The organism is Leuconostoc fallax KCTC 3537, assembly GCF_000165675.1.
GTDB lineage: Bacteria > Bacillota > Bacilli > Lactobacillales > Lactobacillaceae > Leuconostoc_B > Leuconostoc_B fallax.
The window spans coordinates 258,904-277,530 of sequence record NZ_AEIZ01000015.1 but is presented as its reverse complement, the minus strand read 5'-3'; the positions used below and the strand labels follow the sequence as shown (position 1 = coordinate 277,530).

The window sequence follows — 18,627 nt, the reverse complement described above, 5'->3', positions numbered from 1 at the left end:
AAAATGTGCTTGAGCAGTATGATATTTAAATAAATCTAGAGAGGGTTCCTGTTCATTTTGTGACAGGATATGTAATAAGCATTTTTTAATCGCTCTTTAAATGCCTCACAGTTCTGACTTTTATCAATGAAATCAAGTGCGGATACTTGATATTGGAAAGTGAGTGCTATGAATTCAGAATGTGTCGTGACGAAGATAATTGTAGCGTAGGGGTCTTTATTTCTAATTGCTTGTGCTACGTGTAGTCCTTTTTTATCTGAACCCTTGATTTCAATATCTAAAAAGTATACATCATGTGACCCTTTAGTAGGTAAATCTTGAAGTAATTGTTCTGAACGGGAATAAGTGTTGATATCATGACAAAGCCAGTTATTTTCTTGTATAAGTTCCTCTAGATATTGTCGTAATCGTTGCTGCTGGATGATGCTGTCTTCTAAAATATTGATATGCATGAACGTTATCCTTATATGACAATTGGTTAAAGTTTATAACAGGTATCAGGGTATTATAGCTTGATGAGTAGTGGAAACTATAACAGCTTTATGATATGAAATAGTAGCTATCTTTTATATTGTTGGTTATTAATTTATAGGAATAACGGTATAAATGTTAGTAGTAAAAAAGATATTATTTAAAATCGTAAGCAATATTTTTTCGGCATTAAGATAGCTTATCGAGATGAATTCGGTTCACAACATCCGCAAGGGTAATCGTTGCCATTTCTTGTTCTGCCTTTTTTGAATGCTTGTATAATCAGTATCTAGAACTGTTTTGATCTGGCTACCAATAGGACAGTTAGGATTCGTTTGATCATCTATTTTTAAGAAAGTGGGCTCGTTTTCAACTGCATGATAGACATCTAACATACTAATATTATGTGAATCATGTGCAAGGCTAGGTGTGGCTTTACCGTTCTCTGACAAAAGTAGGTTTGCTTTTTTCAATTGTGACATAATACGTCTTATGACAACAGGGTTTGAATTAACACTTTGAGCAATTTGTGTACTGGATAAATCATGATTTGGATTAATTGCAATATAGGTTAGAATATGCATGGCATCACTAAGCTTAGTAGAGTTTTTCATAGTTTAATATCTGCTTTCTGTTAATAAGTACTGACTTTTTAAAAGTTATTCTTGACAAAGTGGCGGGAAATAGATTATGATTTAGCTGTAACATGTATAGTTACATGTATAAAATAAGTATACTATAAAAAGGGAATGGTGTCATATGATGAATACAGACTATATCGAAACGATTAAGAAACGTCGTTCAATTTATGCCTTGGGTAAGAACGTTGAAACACCTTATGAAGAAGTGGCATCTTTAATTAAAGCTGCTATTCGAGAATCGCCTACTGCATTTAACAATCAAACGGTCCGTGCAGTTATTTTATTTAATGAACACTCTGATCAACTATGGGAAATCGTCGCGGAGGCACTTAAACAGGAAGTACCAGATGAGGCGGCCTATGCTAAGACACGTGCTAAAATCGATAGCTTTAAGGCTGGTATTGGTACTATTCTATTATTTACAGATGAGGCTGTTGTACAACAATATCAAAACGATTATGCATTATATGCTGATAACTTTGCCAACTGGGCTGAGCAAGCAATTGGTAATGCACAAATTAATATATGGCAAGCGTTGGCAACTAATGATATTGGGGCTAGCAACCAACACTATAATCCATTAATTAATGAAGCAGTTCAGAAAACATTTGATTTACCAGCGTCTTGGACATTGAGAGCACAAATGCCATTCGGTTCAATTGAAGCGCCAGCTGGCGAAAAAGACTATCTGGCTGATGAGGATCGCTTTAAAGTTTTGAAGTAAGTCATTATTTTGATGACTTGCAATATATCTTCTTGTGAGATATCAGGCGGTTACTCATAACATTTTACTATTTATATATATTTCAAGAAAGTATCCAGTTGATAAAAACACTGCCTAATCATTTTATCAGGCGGTATTTTTTATGTCGATTCATATTAAATCGATTCAAACGTCACTTATGATAAAGTAATGACAAAAGGACATTATTCATGGTAGAAGAAATACAGGTTGTAACAATTGCAGGTTCAGATAGTGATGGGTCAGCGGGGGCTCAAGCTGATCTACACAGTTTCTTTGTGCAAAACACATATGGTATGACAATTTTAACAGCTGCAGTAGCAGGGAATTCTTATGGTATTCATGCTGTACAAAATATGCCCACTGAATTTATTACTGCACAGTTTAATGCTTTAGCTGATGATTTTCATATCCGAGCAACTAAAACGGGCATGCTAGCTAACACTGAAATTATGCATACTGTTGTAGAGAACTATCAACGCGTTGATTTTGGACCACTTGTGGTTGATCCTGTTATTACAACTAAACATGGTAATCGTTTGTTAGAAGTAGAAGCCATTGATACGCTTAAGCAACAATTATTACCACTAGCAACCGTTACGACACCTAATTTCTATGAAGCACAAATTTTAGCAGACATGCAGATTATGTCAATGCAAGATATTGAAACAGCTGCATTGCGTATTCAAAAGTTAGGCGTTCCAAATGTAATGATAAAGGGTCGTCATGATAACGACGATCAAGAAATAGTAGTTGATTATGTTTTGTTAGCAGATGGTCGACATTTTACATTATCCGAACCATTTATCAAGACACAACGTATTAATGGTACCGGAGATACACTTTCAGCAACTATTACGGCATGTCTGGCCAAAGGCGAAAGTGTTGAGCAGTCAATTAGGACTGCAAAGAAAGCAACACATAATGCTATTGCAAACGAAATTGAAGTTGGCCATAAATTTGGTCCTATTAATCATTGGGCAATTCAAAAATAATTTGATGAGAATAAAAAAATCACCAATGAATATTGGTGATTTTTTTATTTTTACTGGTTTGGCTTTAACAATATAGGCAGGATTACCGACGGCAGTACTATTATCTGGAATGTCTTGTAAGACAACAGCATTTGCGCCAATTTTACTATTGCTACCAATCGTGATATTACCCAATACTTGTGCATGTGCACCAATAAAACTACCACGTTTAATTTTGGGATGGCGTTGACCATGATGTGATTGCCGTGAGCCCAAGGTGACACCATGTAAAATAGTAACATCATCTTCAATAATTGCTGTTTCGCCAATGACAACACCGATACCATGGTCAATAAAAACACGTTTGCCAATTTGCGCACCAGGTGAAATGACAATACCGTTCCTTTTAGTCGACCATCGGCTAATTATTTCAGCTAATAAAAATAAATGATGTTTATAGAGCCAGTGGGCTAATCGATGGTACCAAAGCGCATGTAAACCAGGGTAGGTTAATAAGACTGTGAGCAGGCTATGTGCAGCTGGATCCCGCTTCAATATAGATTTAGCTGATGCAAACATGAGACCTCCAGTATTAAATGATTTGATCAAAAGCATGTGTCAAATCAGCCAGTAAATCACTGCTATCCTCTACGCCGACGGAGAGACGAATAAGCTCATCTCGAATACCATTTTCTAATCGTATTGCGCGGGGAATAGCACCGTGTGTCATTTTTGCTGGGATCTCAATCAAACTTTCCAAAGCACCCAGACTTTCAGCCAAGGTGATGAGCTGTAAGTTTTCTACAAAAGCTTCAGCGTCATAACCGGGTTGCAATTCAAAGGCAATCATTGCACCAAAACCAACCATTTGTTGTTTTGCAAGGGCATAGTCCGCATGCTCTGGATTGCCTGGATAATAGATATGAGCTACCTCAGGACGTTGCTTTAAATAATTAAAGATACTTTGCGCATTATTTTGATGGGCTTGCATGCGTAGTCCAAGTGTTTTGATACCACGTTGTAATAGCCAACTTTCTTGCGGTGCCAAGATTGCACCAATTGCATTTTGCAAGTAGCCAATTTTTTGACTAATTGTTGCGGTTTTTGTGACGACTAAACCAGCAATTAAATCACTGTGACCACCAAGATATTTTGAAGCGCTATGAATCACAATATCAGCACCTAAGTTCAGTGGTTTTTGGATATAAGGCGAAGCAAATGTATTATCCACGATACTTAATAGATGGTGTTGTTTGGCAATAGTTGTAATAGCGTTAATATCGGTAATACGGAGTAAGGGATTAGTTGGTGTTTCAAAATAAATGGCAACAGTGTGGTCATTTATAGCTGCTTGTACTGCTGATAAGTCACGCGTATCAACTACTGTAAAGGTAAGACCCATGCGTTTCAAAACATTATCGATTAAACGGAATGTCCCGCCATAGACATCATTACCAACAATAATATGGTCGCCTGATGAGAATAGTGTGAAAACAGTACTGATTGCTGCAGATCCTGAAGCAAAGGCAAAACCAGCATCACCATTTTCTAATTGAGCAATTAGTTTTTCGACTGCTTCACGTGTTGGATTACCGGAACGTGAATATTCATATTTAGCTTGACCGATTTTAGTTTGTTTAAAAGTAGACGCCATGTAAATTGGGACAGAAACAGCACCAGTTGTTACATCCGAGCTAATGCCACCGTGGATTAATTGTGTGTTAAATTTCATGATTGACTCCTTTTTATTTTGCATAGATATTTTCGCTCATATAGCGTTCACTGCTATCTGGGAAAATTGTCACGATATGACTATGATCAGGTAGTGTTTCGGCCATTTTTAGACTTGCTGCCAGTGCTGCACCACTTGAACTACCAATAAAAAGACCTAATTGCTTTGCGACAGAACGTACTTGATAAAAAGCATCGGCATCACTGATAGTCAACGTTTGATCAATACGAATATTTTTAAAGAACGGTGGGATAAATTCAACACCAATGCCTTCTGTGCGATGGGCATGCGGTTTACCACCATTTAAAATTGATCCCTCAGGTTCAACAGCGATATTTTGAATATGACTATTGTGTTCATTAAAGTATTTTGCAATGCCCGTAAAAGTACCGCCACTACCAGCACCTGCTACAAAGGCTGTAATAGGTATATCCTTTAGATCTTCTGCGATTTCTGGCGCAATAGTTTGGTAATAAGTTTCAGGGTTAGCGGGATTGGTGAATTGCATTGGCAAATAGCTGTTAGGCAACATAGCATGTAGTGATTTTGCTTTAGCAATAGCGCCTTTTATGCCATCTTTTGATGGTGTATTGACTATTTTTGCACCTAAAGCTTGCATGAGTTGTTGTTTTTCATAACTAAATTTTTCGGGTACGACTAAAATTGTTGGTAAATGGTACTGTTGTGCGGCTAAAGCCAGACCAATACCGGTATTTCCAGCTGTAGGTTCGATAATAGTTGTGCCGTCATGAATTAATTGCCGATTGAGGCCATCTTGAATAAGAAATTGACCAAGACGATCTTTGATGCTACCACCAGGGTTGAACATCTCTAACTTTGCAAATATTCTGCTGTGATTGGGTATATCGATTTGTAAATCAATTAATGGTGTATGACCAATGAGTTGTGAGGTATCTTTGACTAGCATAGTTGTCCTTCTTTCATTAAAAAGGGTAAAGAAAAAGCGCAAAAATTCGCTAGAATTTTTACGCTTTCAATAATTGGTCTGCTTTTAAAACAAGCCAACTATCGGATGATGTTTACCCAAATAGTTCATGCTCAATAAGCAGTACAACATCGAAAACGTGTCGTACTGCAGCAAGCAGAATAAAATATAGTATATTTGGGTGCCATAGTTAACTCCTCATTAATAATTGCTATTAATATACGCTATAAACAGATCAGCCGTCAAGCAAAATGTTATAACGTTAATAATTAATTGAGTTCAAAAGTTGTTTTATCTGTTGCTACTCTAGCAATTAGATGATGATCGGGATTGGGGTCAAAAGGTCCAAAATCAATGATGACATCACTACCATCTTCATTAACACTTATCAATCTATCGGAAATAATTTGCTTGATTTTATGCGCTAATGTTGAATATTGAGCAGCATGCTTAGCTGCAGCAGCAAGCGTGTAGCCCTCACTTTGGAAAATTTTGATACTACGTACTTTAAATACGGTACTAAAAGTGAATTTATTTTTCTTATCTTCACCGGCACTTTGAATATAACCTTGTGCTAACCAATAGCGTAATTGAGCAGGGGTTACACCAGTGGCTTTGGCTAATTCTGAAATACCAATTAAAACATTATTTTCTTGCATCATCGCATCTGTGAAACTTTGAAATCTCATCGTTGTGTGCGGTACTTGCTGTTCAGTCATGTTAACAACCTCCAATTTTATTATACTTTATTATAATTAATATGACAATTTATAATATTGATTATCACTTTTCGTGATAATGGTGGTATTATAGGTTACAGTGTTATTACTAAATATAATAATTTAACAACACGAATTACTAATGGAAGAAGGTATTGATTGTGTCAAAAGCTCTTGATGCTCAAGGAAAATCATACAATCGGCTAATGTTGGTCATTGTATTATTAGTCGGAACTTTTTGTACCGTGCTAAACCAGACAATTTTAGCTACTGCTTTTCCAACTTTAATGAAAGCATTTGATATCTCAACGTCAACAGTTCAATGGTTAACCACTGGATTTTTGATGGTTAATGGTATTATGATACCGGTATCAGCGTGGTTATCAACACGTTTTAATACGAAATGGCTCTATATTAGTGCCATGCTTATTTTTGAAGTGGGGACAATATTAGCTTGGGCTGCACCCAGTTATAGTGTTTTGCTATCTGGTCGTTTAATTCAGGCTGTCGGTGTGGGTATTTCAATGCCGCTATTGCAAAACATTATGCTATCCATCTTCCCAGCGAATAAACGTGGCGTGGCGATGGGATTGGCTGGTGTTGTTATCGGTGTTGCACCTGCAATTGGTCCAACGCTATCTGGATATATTATTGATACATGGGAATGGCGCTATTTATTTGGGATGATTATTCCTATTGTTGCTTTGGTTATCGTCCTAGCGTTCTTCTTTATGAAACCGGTATTAAAAACGGCAAAATCACAAATTGATTGGCTATCATTATGCCTCTCAACGGTTGGATTTGGTGCATTGTTATACGGCTTTTCTTCCGTAGGAGACAAAGGTTGGGGTTCAGCAATTGTTTTGACTTCCTTAATTATCGGAATTGTTGTGATTTCAATTTTCGTTTGGCGTCAATTAAAAATGGAAAAGCCTTTCTTAGAATTACGCGTATTTACATCCAAAGAATTTACAATAGCCACTGCTTTGAGTTCAATTGTAATGATTGCTATGGTCGGTGTTGAAATGATCGTGCCATTGTATTTACAAATGATACATGGCATGAGTGCTTTTAATTCTGGGTTATTGCTATTACCAGGTGCCGTTATGATGGCTGTTATGAGCCCGATTACCGGTCAAGCTTTTGATCGCATTGGTGCACGACGTTTGGCAATTGCTGGTTTATTCTTATTAACAGCAGGGACATTACCGTTTGTCGTATTGACTAAGTCAACGCCAATTATCTATATTGTGTTCTTGTATGCCGTTAGAATGTTTGGTATTTCAATGGTTATGATGCCAGCTACCACAGCGGGAATGAATGCCTTGTCATCACAACTCATCTCACATGGTACTGCTGTTAACAACACCGTACGTCAGATTGCGAGTTCGATTGGAACTGCAGTGTTGGTTTCAGTATTGGCTAACGTTACCAAAAGTCAAATGCCAGGTAAGCATTTGTTAACATCTGAACCCCTTGAATATAAAGTGCGTGCACTCAACGCAACAATGGCAGGCTATCAAGGTGCTTTCTGGGTTGCCGTTATCTTTTGTATTGTTGGTTTCGTGATTGCATTCTTTATGAAAAGTAGTGCAACACACCAGAAAGGAGTAAATTAATGATTATTGGGTTATTAGTCATCAGTGCGATTGCATTCTTTATATCATTTATTTACATTGATAAAATGACCACACGCTTAATAGCGACTGGTATTGCTGGTGTTATCCTCATTATCTCACTGTTCGCTATTGTGGCTAACTACCACAGCCATTATGGTATGGAAAAGGTTGAAACAGTGAAAACGCAACAAATTTATTCCGCTGATCGTACTGGTCGCTTAGATATGTTGTTGTTTCAGCCAATTGGGACGGCTGGTAAAGAAAATGTTTATATTTATTCAAAACATGATGATTCAAAAAAGTTAGCCACACACAAGCAAATGAGTTCACAACTAGTCACGTTAAACAGCATAATGTTGACAAAGCTGAGCTAAAAACAACAGAGATACGGTGGCGTTATAAGTCAAAGGCTTATCGTTTCTGGTTTGGTATTGCAGATAACAACCATATTTTAGTTAAAAGAACCAATACATTCTATTTGCCAAAAAATTGGCATACTTTATCCACAAGTCAGGCTAAAATGTTACAACAAAAGCTGACGAGTTCTGAATTTAAGCAACAAGCTAAAACGCAAGCAGCTGAATTTATCGGTAATAAAATGAAGGCTGCTATGAGCAAAAATCCAGAATTGATGACGGATAAAGCAAAGCAAGCAGCATTACAAAAGCAGCTCACTGCTGAATTTCAAGCACAATTGATTGAAAAAACAATAAGTGATATTGAAAACCATTAGCATAAATATTAAAAGGCATACAGAATAGTATGCCTTTTATTTTTGCATTGATATGAACAAATTTTATGAACGCTTGATGGCTAATGAGTGATTTTTTGTAATGCGATCACAACGAGCTGGCAAATAATTGCTGCACAACCTAGTAGTCCGAGTTGCAACCAAATTGTTGTGACATTTGGTCCGCCATATAAAATGTTGAAATTACCTTTAATAGCGTAGTAACAAGGGGAAATATAGCTTAATCCCTTGAAAAATTCTGGCAAAATTGTTTGTGGAATCAATCCGGCACCCGATACAACTTGTGTTAGCATGAATGGCATATTAATCATAATACCTAATTGGCCTAACATTAATGAGAAAATCAAGTTGAAATTAAGTGCAGTAAATAGTTCGAGCGTATGATTCCACCATAATCCCCAGTAAGTAGCAGTGTCGAAATGATTAATGTAACGACTTAAACCGACAATAAAAAGTGGTGCAATTAAAGCAATCAATACAATCGCTATTTGCGTTGATAAATAAGCGCGCCATTTACCAATAGTTTGTGCAAAAGTTTTGTACGATGTGACAATCAACATAGCTGCAATCATCGAACCAATGTAAAAGGATAGGGTCAAAAAGAACGGCGCCATACTATGATTCATACCCTTTGGTACGCGATGCATTTTAACGATGCTATACGTGTAACTATTTTTAACTTGATCGTAAGTATTATTAATATCATTGGCAACTGTTTTTTAGTAGCATCTGCTTTTTCTAAAATTGCTGCCTTAGCTTCAGGGTTTGCTTTAATCGATGCTGTCGTTGTTTGTTCTAACTGCTTGGCAGCGCTAGCTGATAGAATAGCTTTGCCTTGTTGCAGTAGGATATTTTTTGAACCTGATTACCAATTCGGTTGGTAACAGTTTCCATAGCTGATACAGCAGTCATTGGATTCGCATAATTAATATAAAATTTTAATTGCGCTTGCTCATCGTGTCCCAAATTAGCTAAATTATCACTGAATTTGTTTGGAATATTAATGATGAGATAAATTTTTCTATCATTGAGTTGCTTTTTGGCATCATTTAATGACAAATTTGTTTTTACGTGCTTGAATGGTAAATTATCTTTTAACTGGTTTTGTAGGGCTTGGCTGTTACTATCTTGATTGACAATGGCAACAGGTAGGCGGTCAATCTTATCAGGTACTGCTTTATACCCTGAAAAATAAATACCAACCATTAATAGACCGTAAAAAAGTACGACAATAAACGCACCAATGACACCTTTACTCAGTAAAAATTGTTTGAATTTCATCTTTTTCTCCTTTTCACTAGAACAAAGAATAGCATTTATCTATAATGCATGCAAGTACTTGCTTGCATTATAGATGAAAAATTACGTTATAATGAGTACATACACATTAAAGAAGGTGACACAATGGCAGTTGAATCAACGCAAGATAAAATTTTAAATGCTTTTATCAAACTATTAGGAGAGGTTGGCTTTAAATCAACAACGTTTAATCGAATCGCAGAAGAAGCCGGTGTTAACCCTAGTACTATTTTTAGAAATTTTCATGATAAAAATGGCTTATTGGATAGTGTGGTAAAACGCCATATTCAAGATATCGATCGTGTGTTTGATAATATTCAATTGCAAGGTGAATTGGAACAGGATTTAATAACGATTTCCGACAGTTTTCAAAAGTTCCAATTAGACCATCGTGAAATCATTTTAGTGGGGTTGCAAGCAACTTTCGAATTACCACAGGTTAAAGCGGCATCTGAAAAAGTACCGTTAGTTTTCAAAACGTATATCACCAACTATTTAAATCAAATGAAACATCAGGGTGTGTTACAGTCAGATGCTGATGTTGAGGCGATGAGCTTACATTTGCTATGGTTGAATTTTGGCTATTTTTTAACAATTATTCGCTTCACCGATAAAACGTTGTTGATATCTCAAGCACGTTTTTTGAAACACAAATTAAGCCGCTTGCACGTGCTTGGGCTAAATAAAAAATTATGCATTATTTTTGGTATTACTGATATAAAAAATTCCAAATTCTCGTGTTAATAGGTGTAGAATATGTGGTAATTACTGTTACACATAACAGTTCGAAGATTAGAAAGGAGTGCGTTAACCATAAACGAAATGATTAGCGCAAAAATAATATGGCAGAAGTTGAAAGTTTTACATTAGATCATACTAAAGTTTTAGCACCTTATGTGCGGTTGATTGAAGAGCAACAAGGACCACAAGGTGGTTCAATTGCGAATTACGATGTTCGCTTGGTACAACCTAATGAAACATCGATTGAAACAGGTGGTTTACATACTCTGGAACATTTATTCGCTGGCTTAGTGCGTGACGAATTGGATGGTATTATTGATATGTCACCATTTGGTTGTCGTACAGGATTTCATTTAATTAGTTGGGTAACGTATTCTCCTGAAGAATTAGCCAAAGTGATGAAAAAAGTACTTGAAAAAATTGCAAGTGATGAAATTACTGAAGTACCAGCAGCTTATATTGAAAGTTGTGGTAATTATAAAGACCATAGTCTTTTCTCTGCTAAAGAATGGGCAAAATTAATCTTGTCGGAGGGAATTAGCTCAGATCCTTTCGAACGTCATATTGTCTAATTTTTTATGAAAATTAGTGCATATTACCAATTAACAACCCGGCCGTTAATATCAGTTGAACTTTCACCGCAAAGTAACAGTCAAAATCATATGAGTGCCAGTATGGTATTGTCAGCATTGGATTTGAATCAGCTACCGATTGATTATGTCAGCATAACAAATCATATGGGAACATCTGATGACGGCGTTGCACAACTGGCGCATCATATTCAAATGCAATATCATATGCCTGTGTTGCAACATTTACCAGCCGTTGGACAAACACCACATACATTACCAGATCAATTAAGCCATTTAGTGCAACAAGGTATCCAGAATCTTTTAGTCATACGCGGTGATGGTGAAGCTGAATCAGGATCATTTACTTCAAGTGTTGCATTAATTGAAACCATTAAAGCAACACATGATATTTGTGTCGGCGCAGCCATTCATCCCCAACACATTTTAGATAATCCGAAAAAAGGTTTGGAAAATGTAGAGGCCAAAATAGCAGCAGGAACTGATTTTTTCATTTCACAGATGTTTTTTGATAATCGTGACTTTTTGCGTGTCGTTGAATTACTCAGACAACATGATATTCAAGTTCCTATTGTTGCCGGCATTATGCCAATTACTAATGCTGAACAATTAAAGTGGGTGCCTAAAATGACGGGGCAGCCTGTACCAGACCAATTAATGACACTGATGAGTAAACATCAGTCAGCATCACAATTAGAAATGGCTGGTATCGACTATGCTGCACAACAAATCAAAGCACTCATTGCGCATGATGTAGATGGCATTCATATTTTTTCGATGAATCAAGCGAATCATTTACAAAAATTATTAACAGCTATTGTTTAAAAAGACGTCTGAAGCAACTCAGCGTCTTTTATTTTGTACAGCATACGCAATGCACAATGTTACAATTATAATTAAGATTAAAGTAGAATAGAAAGTGTCATATAAAGTAGGTAATCATGAAGTATTTAGCAATTCTTGGGTCGCATAAAAGAGATGGGATAACAGGACAGTACTTGGATACTGTACTAGATGCGTTACCAGCTTCAGCAGAAAAGGAAATTGTTTTTTAAGAGATTATGATATTTATCCCGATACAATGCATGATAAATGTCCAGCTTTGGATGCTATCGAAGCTAAAATGGCGGCGTGTGATGTTTGGGTTATTGCGGCACCCACATATTGGTCAGGCTTGTCAGGTGTGATGAAGTATTTTTTGATTGTATGCGTTTTCGTATGGTCAGGATGACTAAAAAAATGGATACATTACCTGGGCAATTTAAAAATAAGCATTATGTTAGTTTGACCACTTGTTTTACATCATCTGTTGAAAATTTTGTAACAGGTGCGACAGACCAAACTTTTGTGACGATTGACCGAGTAATGACAAGTGCTGGTCTCATTAAAAAAGGTGAATTTGTTGGTACAGGGACATGGCAGTACCATGAATTACGGCCAAAAAAATACAAGAATGTCAACGCTTGGCTCAAAAAATAGCACATGCAGATCGAAAGGACGATGAAACTTTGAAACGCTATATTTTACTTTTTGGTATGATTGCTGTCACAACATTGGTTACAATGGGAATTCAAAATATATTTTTACATCTATTCTCAGCATCAGTTTTCTGGTTAGCTTATATTAGTTTTGTTTTGATTTTCTTCTTGTTGTTAGCGGGGTTATTACACTTCTTTACTTTTGTTAGGCATCGTCGCCGATAATTGATATGTATAGACATTAATTTTAATGTTCAATTATTTAAAAGCGTATACGATTAAAGTGATTATTTTATTGGGGAGTAGTATATTTTGAAGAAACCACTTATTATCATTCATAGTCTCATTGCTTTATTCTTTATTGTGATATGGCTATTTCCAACCGTCTATAACTTTTTAATCCTAAATGTGTGTTTGGCGTTGATACCTTTTGACGTGAGTATTTTAATTAAATATGTACCCAATCGAGTGATTAAATTTGCTTTAGGCTTCATATGGTTAATCTTTTACCCCAATACGATGTATATGATTACGGATTTTGTCCACTTGTATAGTATTGGTACAACTGTTGGTGCAATCCGTTTTAATTACGCTGTCTTGGCGATGGGGATTTTCATTGGTGTCTTATTGGGGATGCGTAGTATCGAAATGATTTATGAAACGTTTGTGGAACGAGATAGTTTATTGTGGCAAGGTGCTTTTTACGGGATTTTCTCACTACTGTCAGCATATGGTATGTACTTAGGTCGCTTTTTACGTCTGAATTCATGGGAAGTCTTAACCAATTGGCGTGAAACTTTTCAAATTATTATTAGCCAAATGAATATGCAGAGTTTTGAATTTGTCATTATATTTGGTGCTTTACAATTAGCATTGATATTAATTTATCAATCATTAAGGCGAATTAATTAAACTAGGGCAGTGATAATATCACTGCTTTTTTATTTGGCACAGTAATGCTAAATTAACCACTCCTAATTAATTAAGCGTATATTAGATTATAGATAGAGAGTTGCAATGTAACTGGTTTTGGGATTGAAAGATAGAGAGGCAAATCAATTGGATGATAGTAGTAAATTACGATTAAATAATCATGTATTGAATTATTCGGCCTATGTCATTGCATTAGGTGGTTTTTTATTTGGTTATGATACGGGTGTGATTAATGGTGCGCTAGCCTTTATGAGCTTGCCGGACCAGCTCAACTTATCGCCTGGGGCACAAGGCATGGTCTCTAGTGCCTTAATATTAGGTGGGTGTATTGGTGCTTTATCGATTGGTACTCTTGCAGATAAATATGGTAGACAACGTGCGTTACGTTGGATTGCTATTATTTTCACATTGTCAACAATTGGTTGCGCCTTTTCTGTGCATATGAGTATACTCATTAGTTTTCGTTTTTTGTTAGGGTTAGCGGTAGGTGCAGCTTCAAGTTTGTCACCGATGTATTTAGCTGAAATTTCACCTGCATCCCTACAGGTTAAAAATATTAATCGAAATGCAATTTCTATTGTATTAGGTCAACTGATTGCTTTTATTGTGAATGCTATTTTAGGTAATATATTTGGTAGTTGGCATGCGGTATGGCGTTTGATGATTATGGCCGCAGCGGTACCAGCAATCTTATTGTGGATCGGGTCATTTACAATTCCTAATAGTCCAAAATGGGAATCATTAAAAGGACACGTTAAAAAAGCAAGAGACATTTTATTGTCATTAGGTTTTACTAAACAATCGATTGCTCGTGCCAAGCAACGCCAAGTTAATCAAGATCAACCGTTGATAAGTTGGCAAAAAATATTACGACAACCAGCCCTAAAGTATCTATTAGTTATCGGTATTTTGTTAGCAGTTATTCAACAAATTTCAGGTGTGAATACGGTGATGTATTACGGTACTGTCATATTAGAAAAGGTAGGAATGACGAGAGGGACATCGCTTTATAGTAATATCTTGGTTGGTGTAACGTCCTTAATTGCAAGTATAGTTGGGACAAGATTATTGGCGACACACAATCATCGTAGGATGCTCATTACTGGATTAATGGGAAATGCTATCTTCATGAGTTTATTATCGCTTACCATGCAATTGCATTTTTTCTCACAATCGGTGACAAATGTCCTTGTTGTGCTTTGGATGACTTTGTTCTTAGCTAGTCATCAAGGAGTAGTTAGTCCAGGAACTTGGCTGATGTTAGCTGAACTTTTCCCTATACAAGTAGAAGCACGTTTTATGTCGGTTGCAACAGCCGTTCTTTGGTTAACCAATTTTGGTATTAGTTTTATTTTCCCTATATTGATTAGTTCTTTTGGCGCAAGTATCGTGTTCTTAATATTTGCACTGTCAAATTTATTGAGCGTTTGTCTCAGCCTTTTCTTCATTAAAACCGAAAGCAATTCATGCTGCTAGAAATTTTGATTAAGTTAAATGTTGTAAAGCTAGTGGTACCAAGCAATGAAATAAAACACAATATGGCTCAAAATTGTTATACTAGTTGTAAAATTTATTGGGAGAATGATGATGAGCAAAGAAACGATTGGGAAACGTTTTTGGCGCTACTTTAATCCAGCTAATATTTTGAAAGAATTGTTCATTGGCTGGACGCTGGCAGAAGCTACTTTATTATTGGTACTGCTTGCATTGCAACTAACGGTGTGGCTTATTGGTGTTGGGCAACATGGTAATTTTGATTGGTTTGGTTTAACAACAGGTATCATGAATATTATCACGGTTGTACTGGTAGCTAAAGGGAGAATCACCAACTATTTCTGGGGATTAATTTACTCTGCGATGTATATGCCACTAGCTTTTCAATCACAATTATTTGGTGAAGTTGCTTTAAGTGCTTTTTGGGTTATCATGCAATTTATTGGTGTTGCGGCCTGGTTGGGCTTTATGCAAAAAGATCAGACTTCTAAACAGTCCCAGCAGCATCAACAAGAAGTTGTAGAAACAAAATATATGACGCTAAAACAGTGGTTATGGGTTCTACCTATCTTTATTATTATCTTGTTAATTGTTGGTATGATTTTGCAACAGGCTGGATCAAGACAGCCCTACATGGATGGTTTAACGACAACAATTTCTATGGGGGCACAAATTTTACAGACTGCTAAATTCGCAGAATCTTGGTATGTTTGGCTACTTTTCGATCTCGTTGAAATCATACTTTGGACACGTGCTTGGACAGGACATGCTGACCCAAGTGCATGGGCAATGTTGGGTATGAATTTAGCATTAACAATCAATGCCATTTATGGTATTATTCAGTGGCGTAAACTAGTTAACAAAAATATAGTGAGATAGTTGGAGGCAATGTCATACACTCATTTTATGAGGGGCGTTGATCGATTTTATGGCAAGAATGATTGCAGGAAATTTATATAAGGATGATCTTAAAGGTGACCAGATTGGTGTTTTCTTTGGAACATTAGCACCGATGCACGTTGGCCATCAGGCTGAAATTTATAAAGCAGCTGCCTTAAATGATGGTGTGCTCGTTGTAGCGTCAGGATATACAGGCGATCGTGGTTACCAAATTGGTTTATCTGTAGAAAAGCGATTCCGTTATTTGCGTGAAGCCTTTGCGGATGAAGAAGATATTAAAGTGGATTATATTAACGAAGATGATATGCCACCTATGCCTGATGGTTGGGATGTGTGGACGGCAAAGTTAGTGGATGTTGTTCGCCGTAACATCGTTAATCCAAATGCTAAAATTACATTTTATACAGGTGAGTTATCGTATAAAAAAGAATTGGAAAAGCGTTTACCTCAAGATGGACAATTTAAGGTCAGTTTGATGGATCGGACGGTTTTGAAAATTTCAGCTACTGATATTCGACAAAATCCGATTGACAATTGGGATTTTATTAACCGTGTTTTTCGCCGGCATTTTACCAAAAAATTACAGTTATGGGGTCTGCATCTACTGGCAAATCGACTTTAGTACGTCGTTTAGCGCGGACAAGTAATTCACCTTTTTCTGAGGAATATGCACGTGAGTATCAGGAACGCTCTAATGTGAGTGATGATGAGTTAATTGTCAAAGATTATATTCGTCTGATTCAAGGGCAATATGATGCCAATTCACGTGAAATTAACAGTCCAGCAAATAACGGTTTAACTTTTTTGATACTGATGCAATGGTGACTAAGGTATACGCAAAATTATGGCTTACTGCGGCGGAGAACAAACAGTTAAAGCCATTATTTGATAATACAATTGAAGAAGAGCTGATTGATTTGATTTTGGTTATTCCACCTGTAACACCTTATGTTAATGATGGCTTCCGCAATATGGGAGAAGCAGATATTGATTCACGACAGTTATTCCATAATGAACTCATGACTGTTATTGAAGAATACGGCTTTACGGATAAAGTGGTGGTACTGGATGCTAAAGGTGGTGCTGATGATCCTTATGGATATTATGCGCGATACCTACAGGCGCTTGATGCTATTCAAGAACGTACCGGTTTTAATATTAAACATATTTAAAACAGCGCAAGCTGTTTTTTGTAATCAAATTTTCATAAGAGATGTGCTGATAAAGTGATAGAATGTCTTGAGATATAATGATTTGAGGATAGTATTTTGGGGAAGATAATGACACAACAAGCTAAGGCGGAAGCAAAGCTTGTAGCAAAATATAAAGCAACAATCAAGAAAATGGATAAAACATGGCGCGTTTTAGAGGATAATAGAGTGCCTTTTTTAAAGGAAGTATTATCCTGGATAGACCATCCAGAACAGCAGATGGATGTGATTCAAATCGCTGGTACTAACGGTAAAGGCTCAACCGGCGCTATCTTATCTGCAGTAATTAATGCAAGTCAGTTGAAAGTCGGCCATTTTTCAAGTCCATATGTCAATGACGATCGTGAACAAATTACCTTAAATGGTGAGCCAATTACGCGGCGCGATTTTTTAATATACTTTAAACAGGTGACAGATGCCTTGTTAAAACATGGTAAATCGACCAATGATTTATCTTATTTTGAGTATTTTATGATGATTGCATTGCTTTACTTTGAAGCTTCATCGGTTAACATTGCCATTATTGAAGCCGGCTTAGGCGGCTTGCGTGATGCAACTAATGCAATTGATAATGCCAAACTAACGGTATTTACAAAAATTAGTATGGACCATGAAAATTTGATGGGCCATAATGTCAAAGAGATTGCACAAAATGAAGCGGCCTTAATTAAACCCGGCACTTGTGTTGTGAGTTATGCGGGTCAAGATATTCAAGCTTTAAATGTTTTAAAGGCTCGTACAGCAGCAGTAGGTGCAGAATGGTTCTCTGGTAAAATTGGTCATATTATTGTTGAAAACACTTCTCCAAATGGTTTGAAACTCAAAATTGATGATGACAGTGGGTACCAACTCAACCTACCCGGTATGTTTCAAGCGCATAATTTAAATACTGTTTTGCAAGTTTTGGCAGCACTGCGGTTGTATGGCTACCAGACATCCAAAGAAGATTTAAATATCGGATTACATAATGCCCGTATGATTGGCCGCATGGACTATGATGGGGAAAATAACATTTTGTATGATGCCGCCCATAACGTAGATGGTATTCAGGCACTTGTATCAACCATTAATTCATGGCATCTCAAATTCAAACCAACACTAGTAATTGGTGTTTTGAAAGATAAGGATTACCATGAAATGCTAGATGAAATTGTTCCTTTCGTACAACGGGTCATTACATTAACGCCAAGTAATCCAACAAGAGCGCTTTCTGGGGATGAATTAGCAGCAGATATTTTGACAAATTATCCAAATATCGATGTTGAGATTGCTGATGATCCAACTGCAGCGTTATCTCTTGCAATGCGAACACGTGAATCATCACAGGCAATGATTGTGGTTACAGGTAGTTTTTACACATTACGTGCACTAAATCGGGAGCGATAA

At 36.6% G+C, this 18,627-nt stretch carries 18 protein-coding genes and 4 pseudogenes; 14 read left to right on the top strand and 8 right to left on the bottom strand.

The window, feature by feature from the left end; genetic code table 11:
• Positions 1-35: 35 nt before the first annotated feature.
• Both LEUFL_RS13185 and LEUFL_RS0105120 read right to left on the bottom strand, forming a co-directional pair.
• A complete protein-coding gene (locus LEUFL_RS13185; protein WP_237697904.1) occupies positions 36-452 on the bottom strand; it encodes a response regulator in 417 nt (138 codons plus the stop codon).
• 237 nt (positions 453-689) lie between these two features.
• Entirely contained in the window at positions 690-1,085 is a 396-nt protein-coding gene (locus LEUFL_RS0105120; RefSeq protein ID WP_010007932.1) for an Rrf2 family transcriptional regulator, read from the bottom strand.
• A 148-nt stretch (positions 1,086-1,233) separates the two neighbouring features.
• On the opposite strand from LEUFL_RS0105120, the gene LEUFL_RS0105115 reads away from it, so the two are divergent.
• Both LEUFL_RS0105115 and thiD read left to right on the top strand, forming a co-directional pair.
• Positions 1,234-1,836, top strand: a complete 603-nt coding sequence (locus tag LEUFL_RS0105115; protein WP_010007929.1) for a nitroreductase family protein — start codon at positions 1,234-1,236, stop codon at positions 1,834-1,836.
• Between the two features lie 209 nt (positions 1,837-2,045).
• Positions 2,046-2,849: a bifunctional hydroxymethylpyrimidine kinase/phosphomethylpyrimidine kinase gene (thiD, locus tag LEUFL_RS0105110; protein ID WP_010007928.1), complete on the top strand. Its 804-nt coding sequence runs from the start codon at positions 2,046-2,048 to the stop codon at positions 2,847-2,849.
• A gap of 57 nt (positions 2,850-2,906) precedes the next feature.
• On the opposite strand, the pseudogene epsC reads toward thiD, so the two are convergent.
• From epsC to LEUFL_RS0105090, 4 genes and pseudogenes are all read right to left on the bottom strand, one after another.
• Positions 2,907-3,407, bottom strand: a pseudogene (gene epsC, locus LEUFL_RS09870) (serine O-acetyltransferase EpsC); the annotation flags it as partial.
• Between the two features lie 13 nt (positions 3,408-3,420).
• On the bottom strand, positions 3,421-4,560 hold the full coding sequence (locus tag LEUFL_RS0105100) for a trans-sulfuration enzyme family protein (protein WP_010007926.1): 1,140 nt from the start codon (positions 4,558-4,560) through the stop codon (positions 3,421-3,423).
• A 13-nt stretch (positions 4,561-4,573) separates the two neighbouring features.
• On the bottom strand, positions 4,574-5,488 hold the full coding sequence (locus LEUFL_RS0105095; protein WP_010007925.1) for a PLP-dependent cysteine synthase family protein: 915 nt from the start codon (positions 5,486-5,488) through the stop codon (positions 4,574-4,576).
• 287 nt (positions 5,489-5,775) lie between these two features.
• Entirely contained in the window at positions 5,776-6,225 is a 450-nt protein-coding gene (locus LEUFL_RS0105090) for a MerR family transcriptional regulator (protein WP_010007923.1), read from the bottom strand.
• A 161-nt stretch (positions 6,226-6,386) separates the two neighbouring features.
• Here LEUFL_RS0105090 and LEUFL_RS0105085 point away from each other — a divergent pair, with 161 nt between their 5' ends.
• The 3 genes and pseudogenes from LEUFL_RS0105085 (at position 6,387) to LEUFL_RS13170 (ending at position 8,577) form a co-directional block, all read left to right on the top strand.
• Complete coding sequence (locus LEUFL_RS0105085) at positions 6,387-7,844, top strand: MDR family MFS transporter (RefSeq protein ID WP_029508667.1); 1,458 nt, start codon at positions 6,387-6,389, stop codon at positions 7,842-7,844.
• Positions 7,844-8,310 (top strand): annotated as a pseudogene (locus LEUFL_RS13180) (DUF4811 domain-containing protein); the annotation flags it as partial. The gene LEUFL_RS0105085 and the pseudogene LEUFL_RS13180, both read left to right, overlap by 1 nt.
• A 54-nt stretch (positions 8,311-8,364) precedes the next feature.
• Positions 8,365-8,577 (top strand): hypothetical protein, encoded by a 213-nt coding sequence (locus LEUFL_RS13170; protein WP_010007919.1) that lies wholly within the window; start codon positions 8,365-8,367, stop codon positions 8,575-8,577.
• A gap of 80 nt (positions 8,578-8,657) precedes the next feature.
• On the opposite strand, the gene LEUFL_RS13165 is transcribed toward LEUFL_RS13170, so the two are convergent.
• On the bottom strand, positions 8,658-9,242 hold the full coding sequence (locus tag LEUFL_RS13165) for an ABC-2 transporter permease (RefSeq protein ID WP_237697903.1): 585 nt from the start codon (positions 9,240-9,242) through the stop codon (positions 8,658-8,660).
• Between the two features lie 148 nt (positions 9,243-9,390).
• Positions 9,391-9,876, bottom strand: a complete 486-nt coding sequence (locus LEUFL_RS13160) for a YhgE/Pip domain-containing protein (RefSeq protein WP_237697902.1) — start codon at positions 9,874-9,876, stop codon at positions 9,391-9,393.
• A gap of 123 nt (positions 9,877-9,999) precedes the next feature.
• Between LEUFL_RS13160 and LEUFL_RS0105070 the strand changes: the two genes are divergently transcribed.
• The 9 genes and pseudogenes from LEUFL_RS0105070 (at position 10,000) to LEUFL_RS0105020 (ending at position 18,627) form a co-directional block, all read left to right on the top strand.
• Complete coding sequence (locus LEUFL_RS0105070; RefSeq protein WP_010007918.1) at positions 10,000-10,638, top strand: TetR/AcrR family transcriptional regulator; 639 nt, start codon at positions 10,000-10,002, stop codon at positions 10,636-10,638.
• Between the two features lie 98 nt (positions 10,639-10,736).
• Positions 10,737-11,207, top strand: a complete 471-nt coding sequence (locus tag LEUFL_RS0105065) for an S-ribosylhomocysteine lyase (RefSeq protein ID WP_010007917.1) — start codon at positions 10,737-10,739, stop codon at positions 11,205-11,207.
• A gap of 6 nt (positions 11,208-11,213) precedes the next feature.
• The gene (locus tag LEUFL_RS0105060) at positions 11,214-12,050 is read left to right on the top strand and encodes a methylenetetrahydrofolate reductase (RefSeq protein ID WP_081458718.1); all 837 of its coding nucleotides are present in this window, start codon (positions 11,214-11,216) and stop codon (positions 12,048-12,050) included.
• A gap of 116 nt (positions 12,051-12,166) precedes the next feature.
• Positions 12,167-12,928 (top strand): annotated as a pseudogene (locus tag LEUFL_RS11580) (flavodoxin family protein).
• Between the two features lie 87 nt (positions 12,929-13,015).
• Entirely contained in the window at positions 13,016-13,615 is a 600-nt protein-coding gene (locus LEUFL_RS0105040) for a DUF1361 domain-containing protein (protein WP_010007913.1), read from the top strand.
• Positions 13,616-13,762: 147 nt separating this feature from the next.
• Positions 13,763-15,112 (top strand): sugar porter family MFS transporter, encoded by a 1,350-nt coding sequence (locus LEUFL_RS0105035; protein ID WP_010007912.1) that lies wholly within the window; start codon positions 13,763-13,765, stop codon positions 15,110-15,112.
• A 111-nt stretch (positions 15,113-15,223) separates the two neighbouring features.
• Positions 15,224-16,009, top strand: coding sequence for a nicotinamide riboside transporter PnuC (gene pnuC / locus LEUFL_RS0105030; protein WP_010007911.1), 786 nt, complete (start codon positions 15,224-15,226; stop codon positions 16,007-16,009).
• Between the two features lie 49 nt (positions 16,010-16,058).
• Positions 16,059-17,202: pseudogene (locus LEUFL_RS11575) on the top strand (nicotinamide-nucleotide adenylyltransferase).
• 108 nt (positions 17,203-17,310) lie between these two features.
• Positions 17,311-18,627, top strand: a complete 1,317-nt coding sequence (locus LEUFL_RS0105020; protein ID WP_010007910.1) for a bifunctional folylpolyglutamate synthase/dihydrofolate synthase — start codon at positions 17,311-17,313, stop codon at positions 18,625-18,627.

Bases quoted from the DNA above. Each gene is read 5' to 3' on its own strand.
- LEUFL_RS13185 (WP_237697904.1), bottom strand. From the start codon at position 452: ATGCATATCAATATTTTAGAAGACAGCATCATCCAGCAGCAACGATTA.
- LEUFL_RS0105120 (WP_010007932.1), bottom strand. From the start codon at position 1,085: ATGAAAAACTCTACTAAGCTTAGTGATGCCATGCATATTCTAACCTAT.
- LEUFL_RS0105115 (WP_010007929.1), top strand. From the start codon at position 1,234: ATGAATACAGACTATATCGAAACGATTAAGAAACGTCGTTCAATTTAT.
- thiD (WP_010007928.1), top strand. From the start codon at position 2,046: ATGGTAGAAGAAATACAGGTTGTAACAATTGCAGGTTCAGATAGTGAT.
- LEUFL_RS0105100 (WP_010007926.1), bottom strand. From the start codon at position 4,560: ATGAAATTTAACACACAATTAATCCACGGTGGCATTAGCTCGGATGTA.
- LEUFL_RS0105095 (WP_010007925.1), bottom strand. From the start codon at position 5,488: ATGCTAGTCAAAGATACCTCACAACTCATTGGTCATACACCATTAATT.
- LEUFL_RS0105090 (WP_010007923.1), bottom strand. From the start codon at position 6,225: ATGACTGAACAGCAAGTACCGCACACAACGATGAGATTTCAAAGTTTC.
- LEUFL_RS13170 (WP_010007919.1), top strand. From the start codon at position 8,365: ATGTTACAACAAAAGCTGACGAGTTCTGAATTTAAGCAACAAGCTAAA.
- LEUFL_RS13165 (WP_237697903.1), bottom strand. From the start codon at position 9,242: ATGCATCGCGTACCAAAGGGTATGAATCATAGTATGGCGCCGTTCTTT.
- LEUFL_RS13160 (WP_237697902.1), bottom strand. From the start codon at position 9,876: ATGAAATTCAAACAATTTTTACTGAGTAAAGGTGTCATTGGTGCGTTT.
- LEUFL_RS0105070 (WP_010007918.1), top strand. From the start codon at position 10,000: ATGGCAGTTGAATCAACGCAAGATAAAATTTTAAATGCTTTTATCAAA.
- LEUFL_RS0105065 (WP_010007917.1), top strand. From the start codon at position 10,737: ATGGCAGAAGTTGAAAGTTTTACATTAGATCATACTAAAGTTTTAGCA.
- LEUFL_RS0105060 (WP_081458718.1), top strand. From the start codon at position 11,214: ATGAAAATTAGTGCATATTACCAATTAACAACCCGGCCGTTAATATCA.
- pnuC (WP_010007911.1), top strand. From the start codon at position 15,224: ATGAGCAAAGAAACGATTGGGAAACGTTTTTGGCGCTACTTTAATCCA.
- LEUFL_RS0105020 (WP_010007910.1), top strand. From the start codon at position 17,311: ATGACACAACAAGCTAAGGCGGAAGCAAAGCTTGTAGCAAAATATAAA.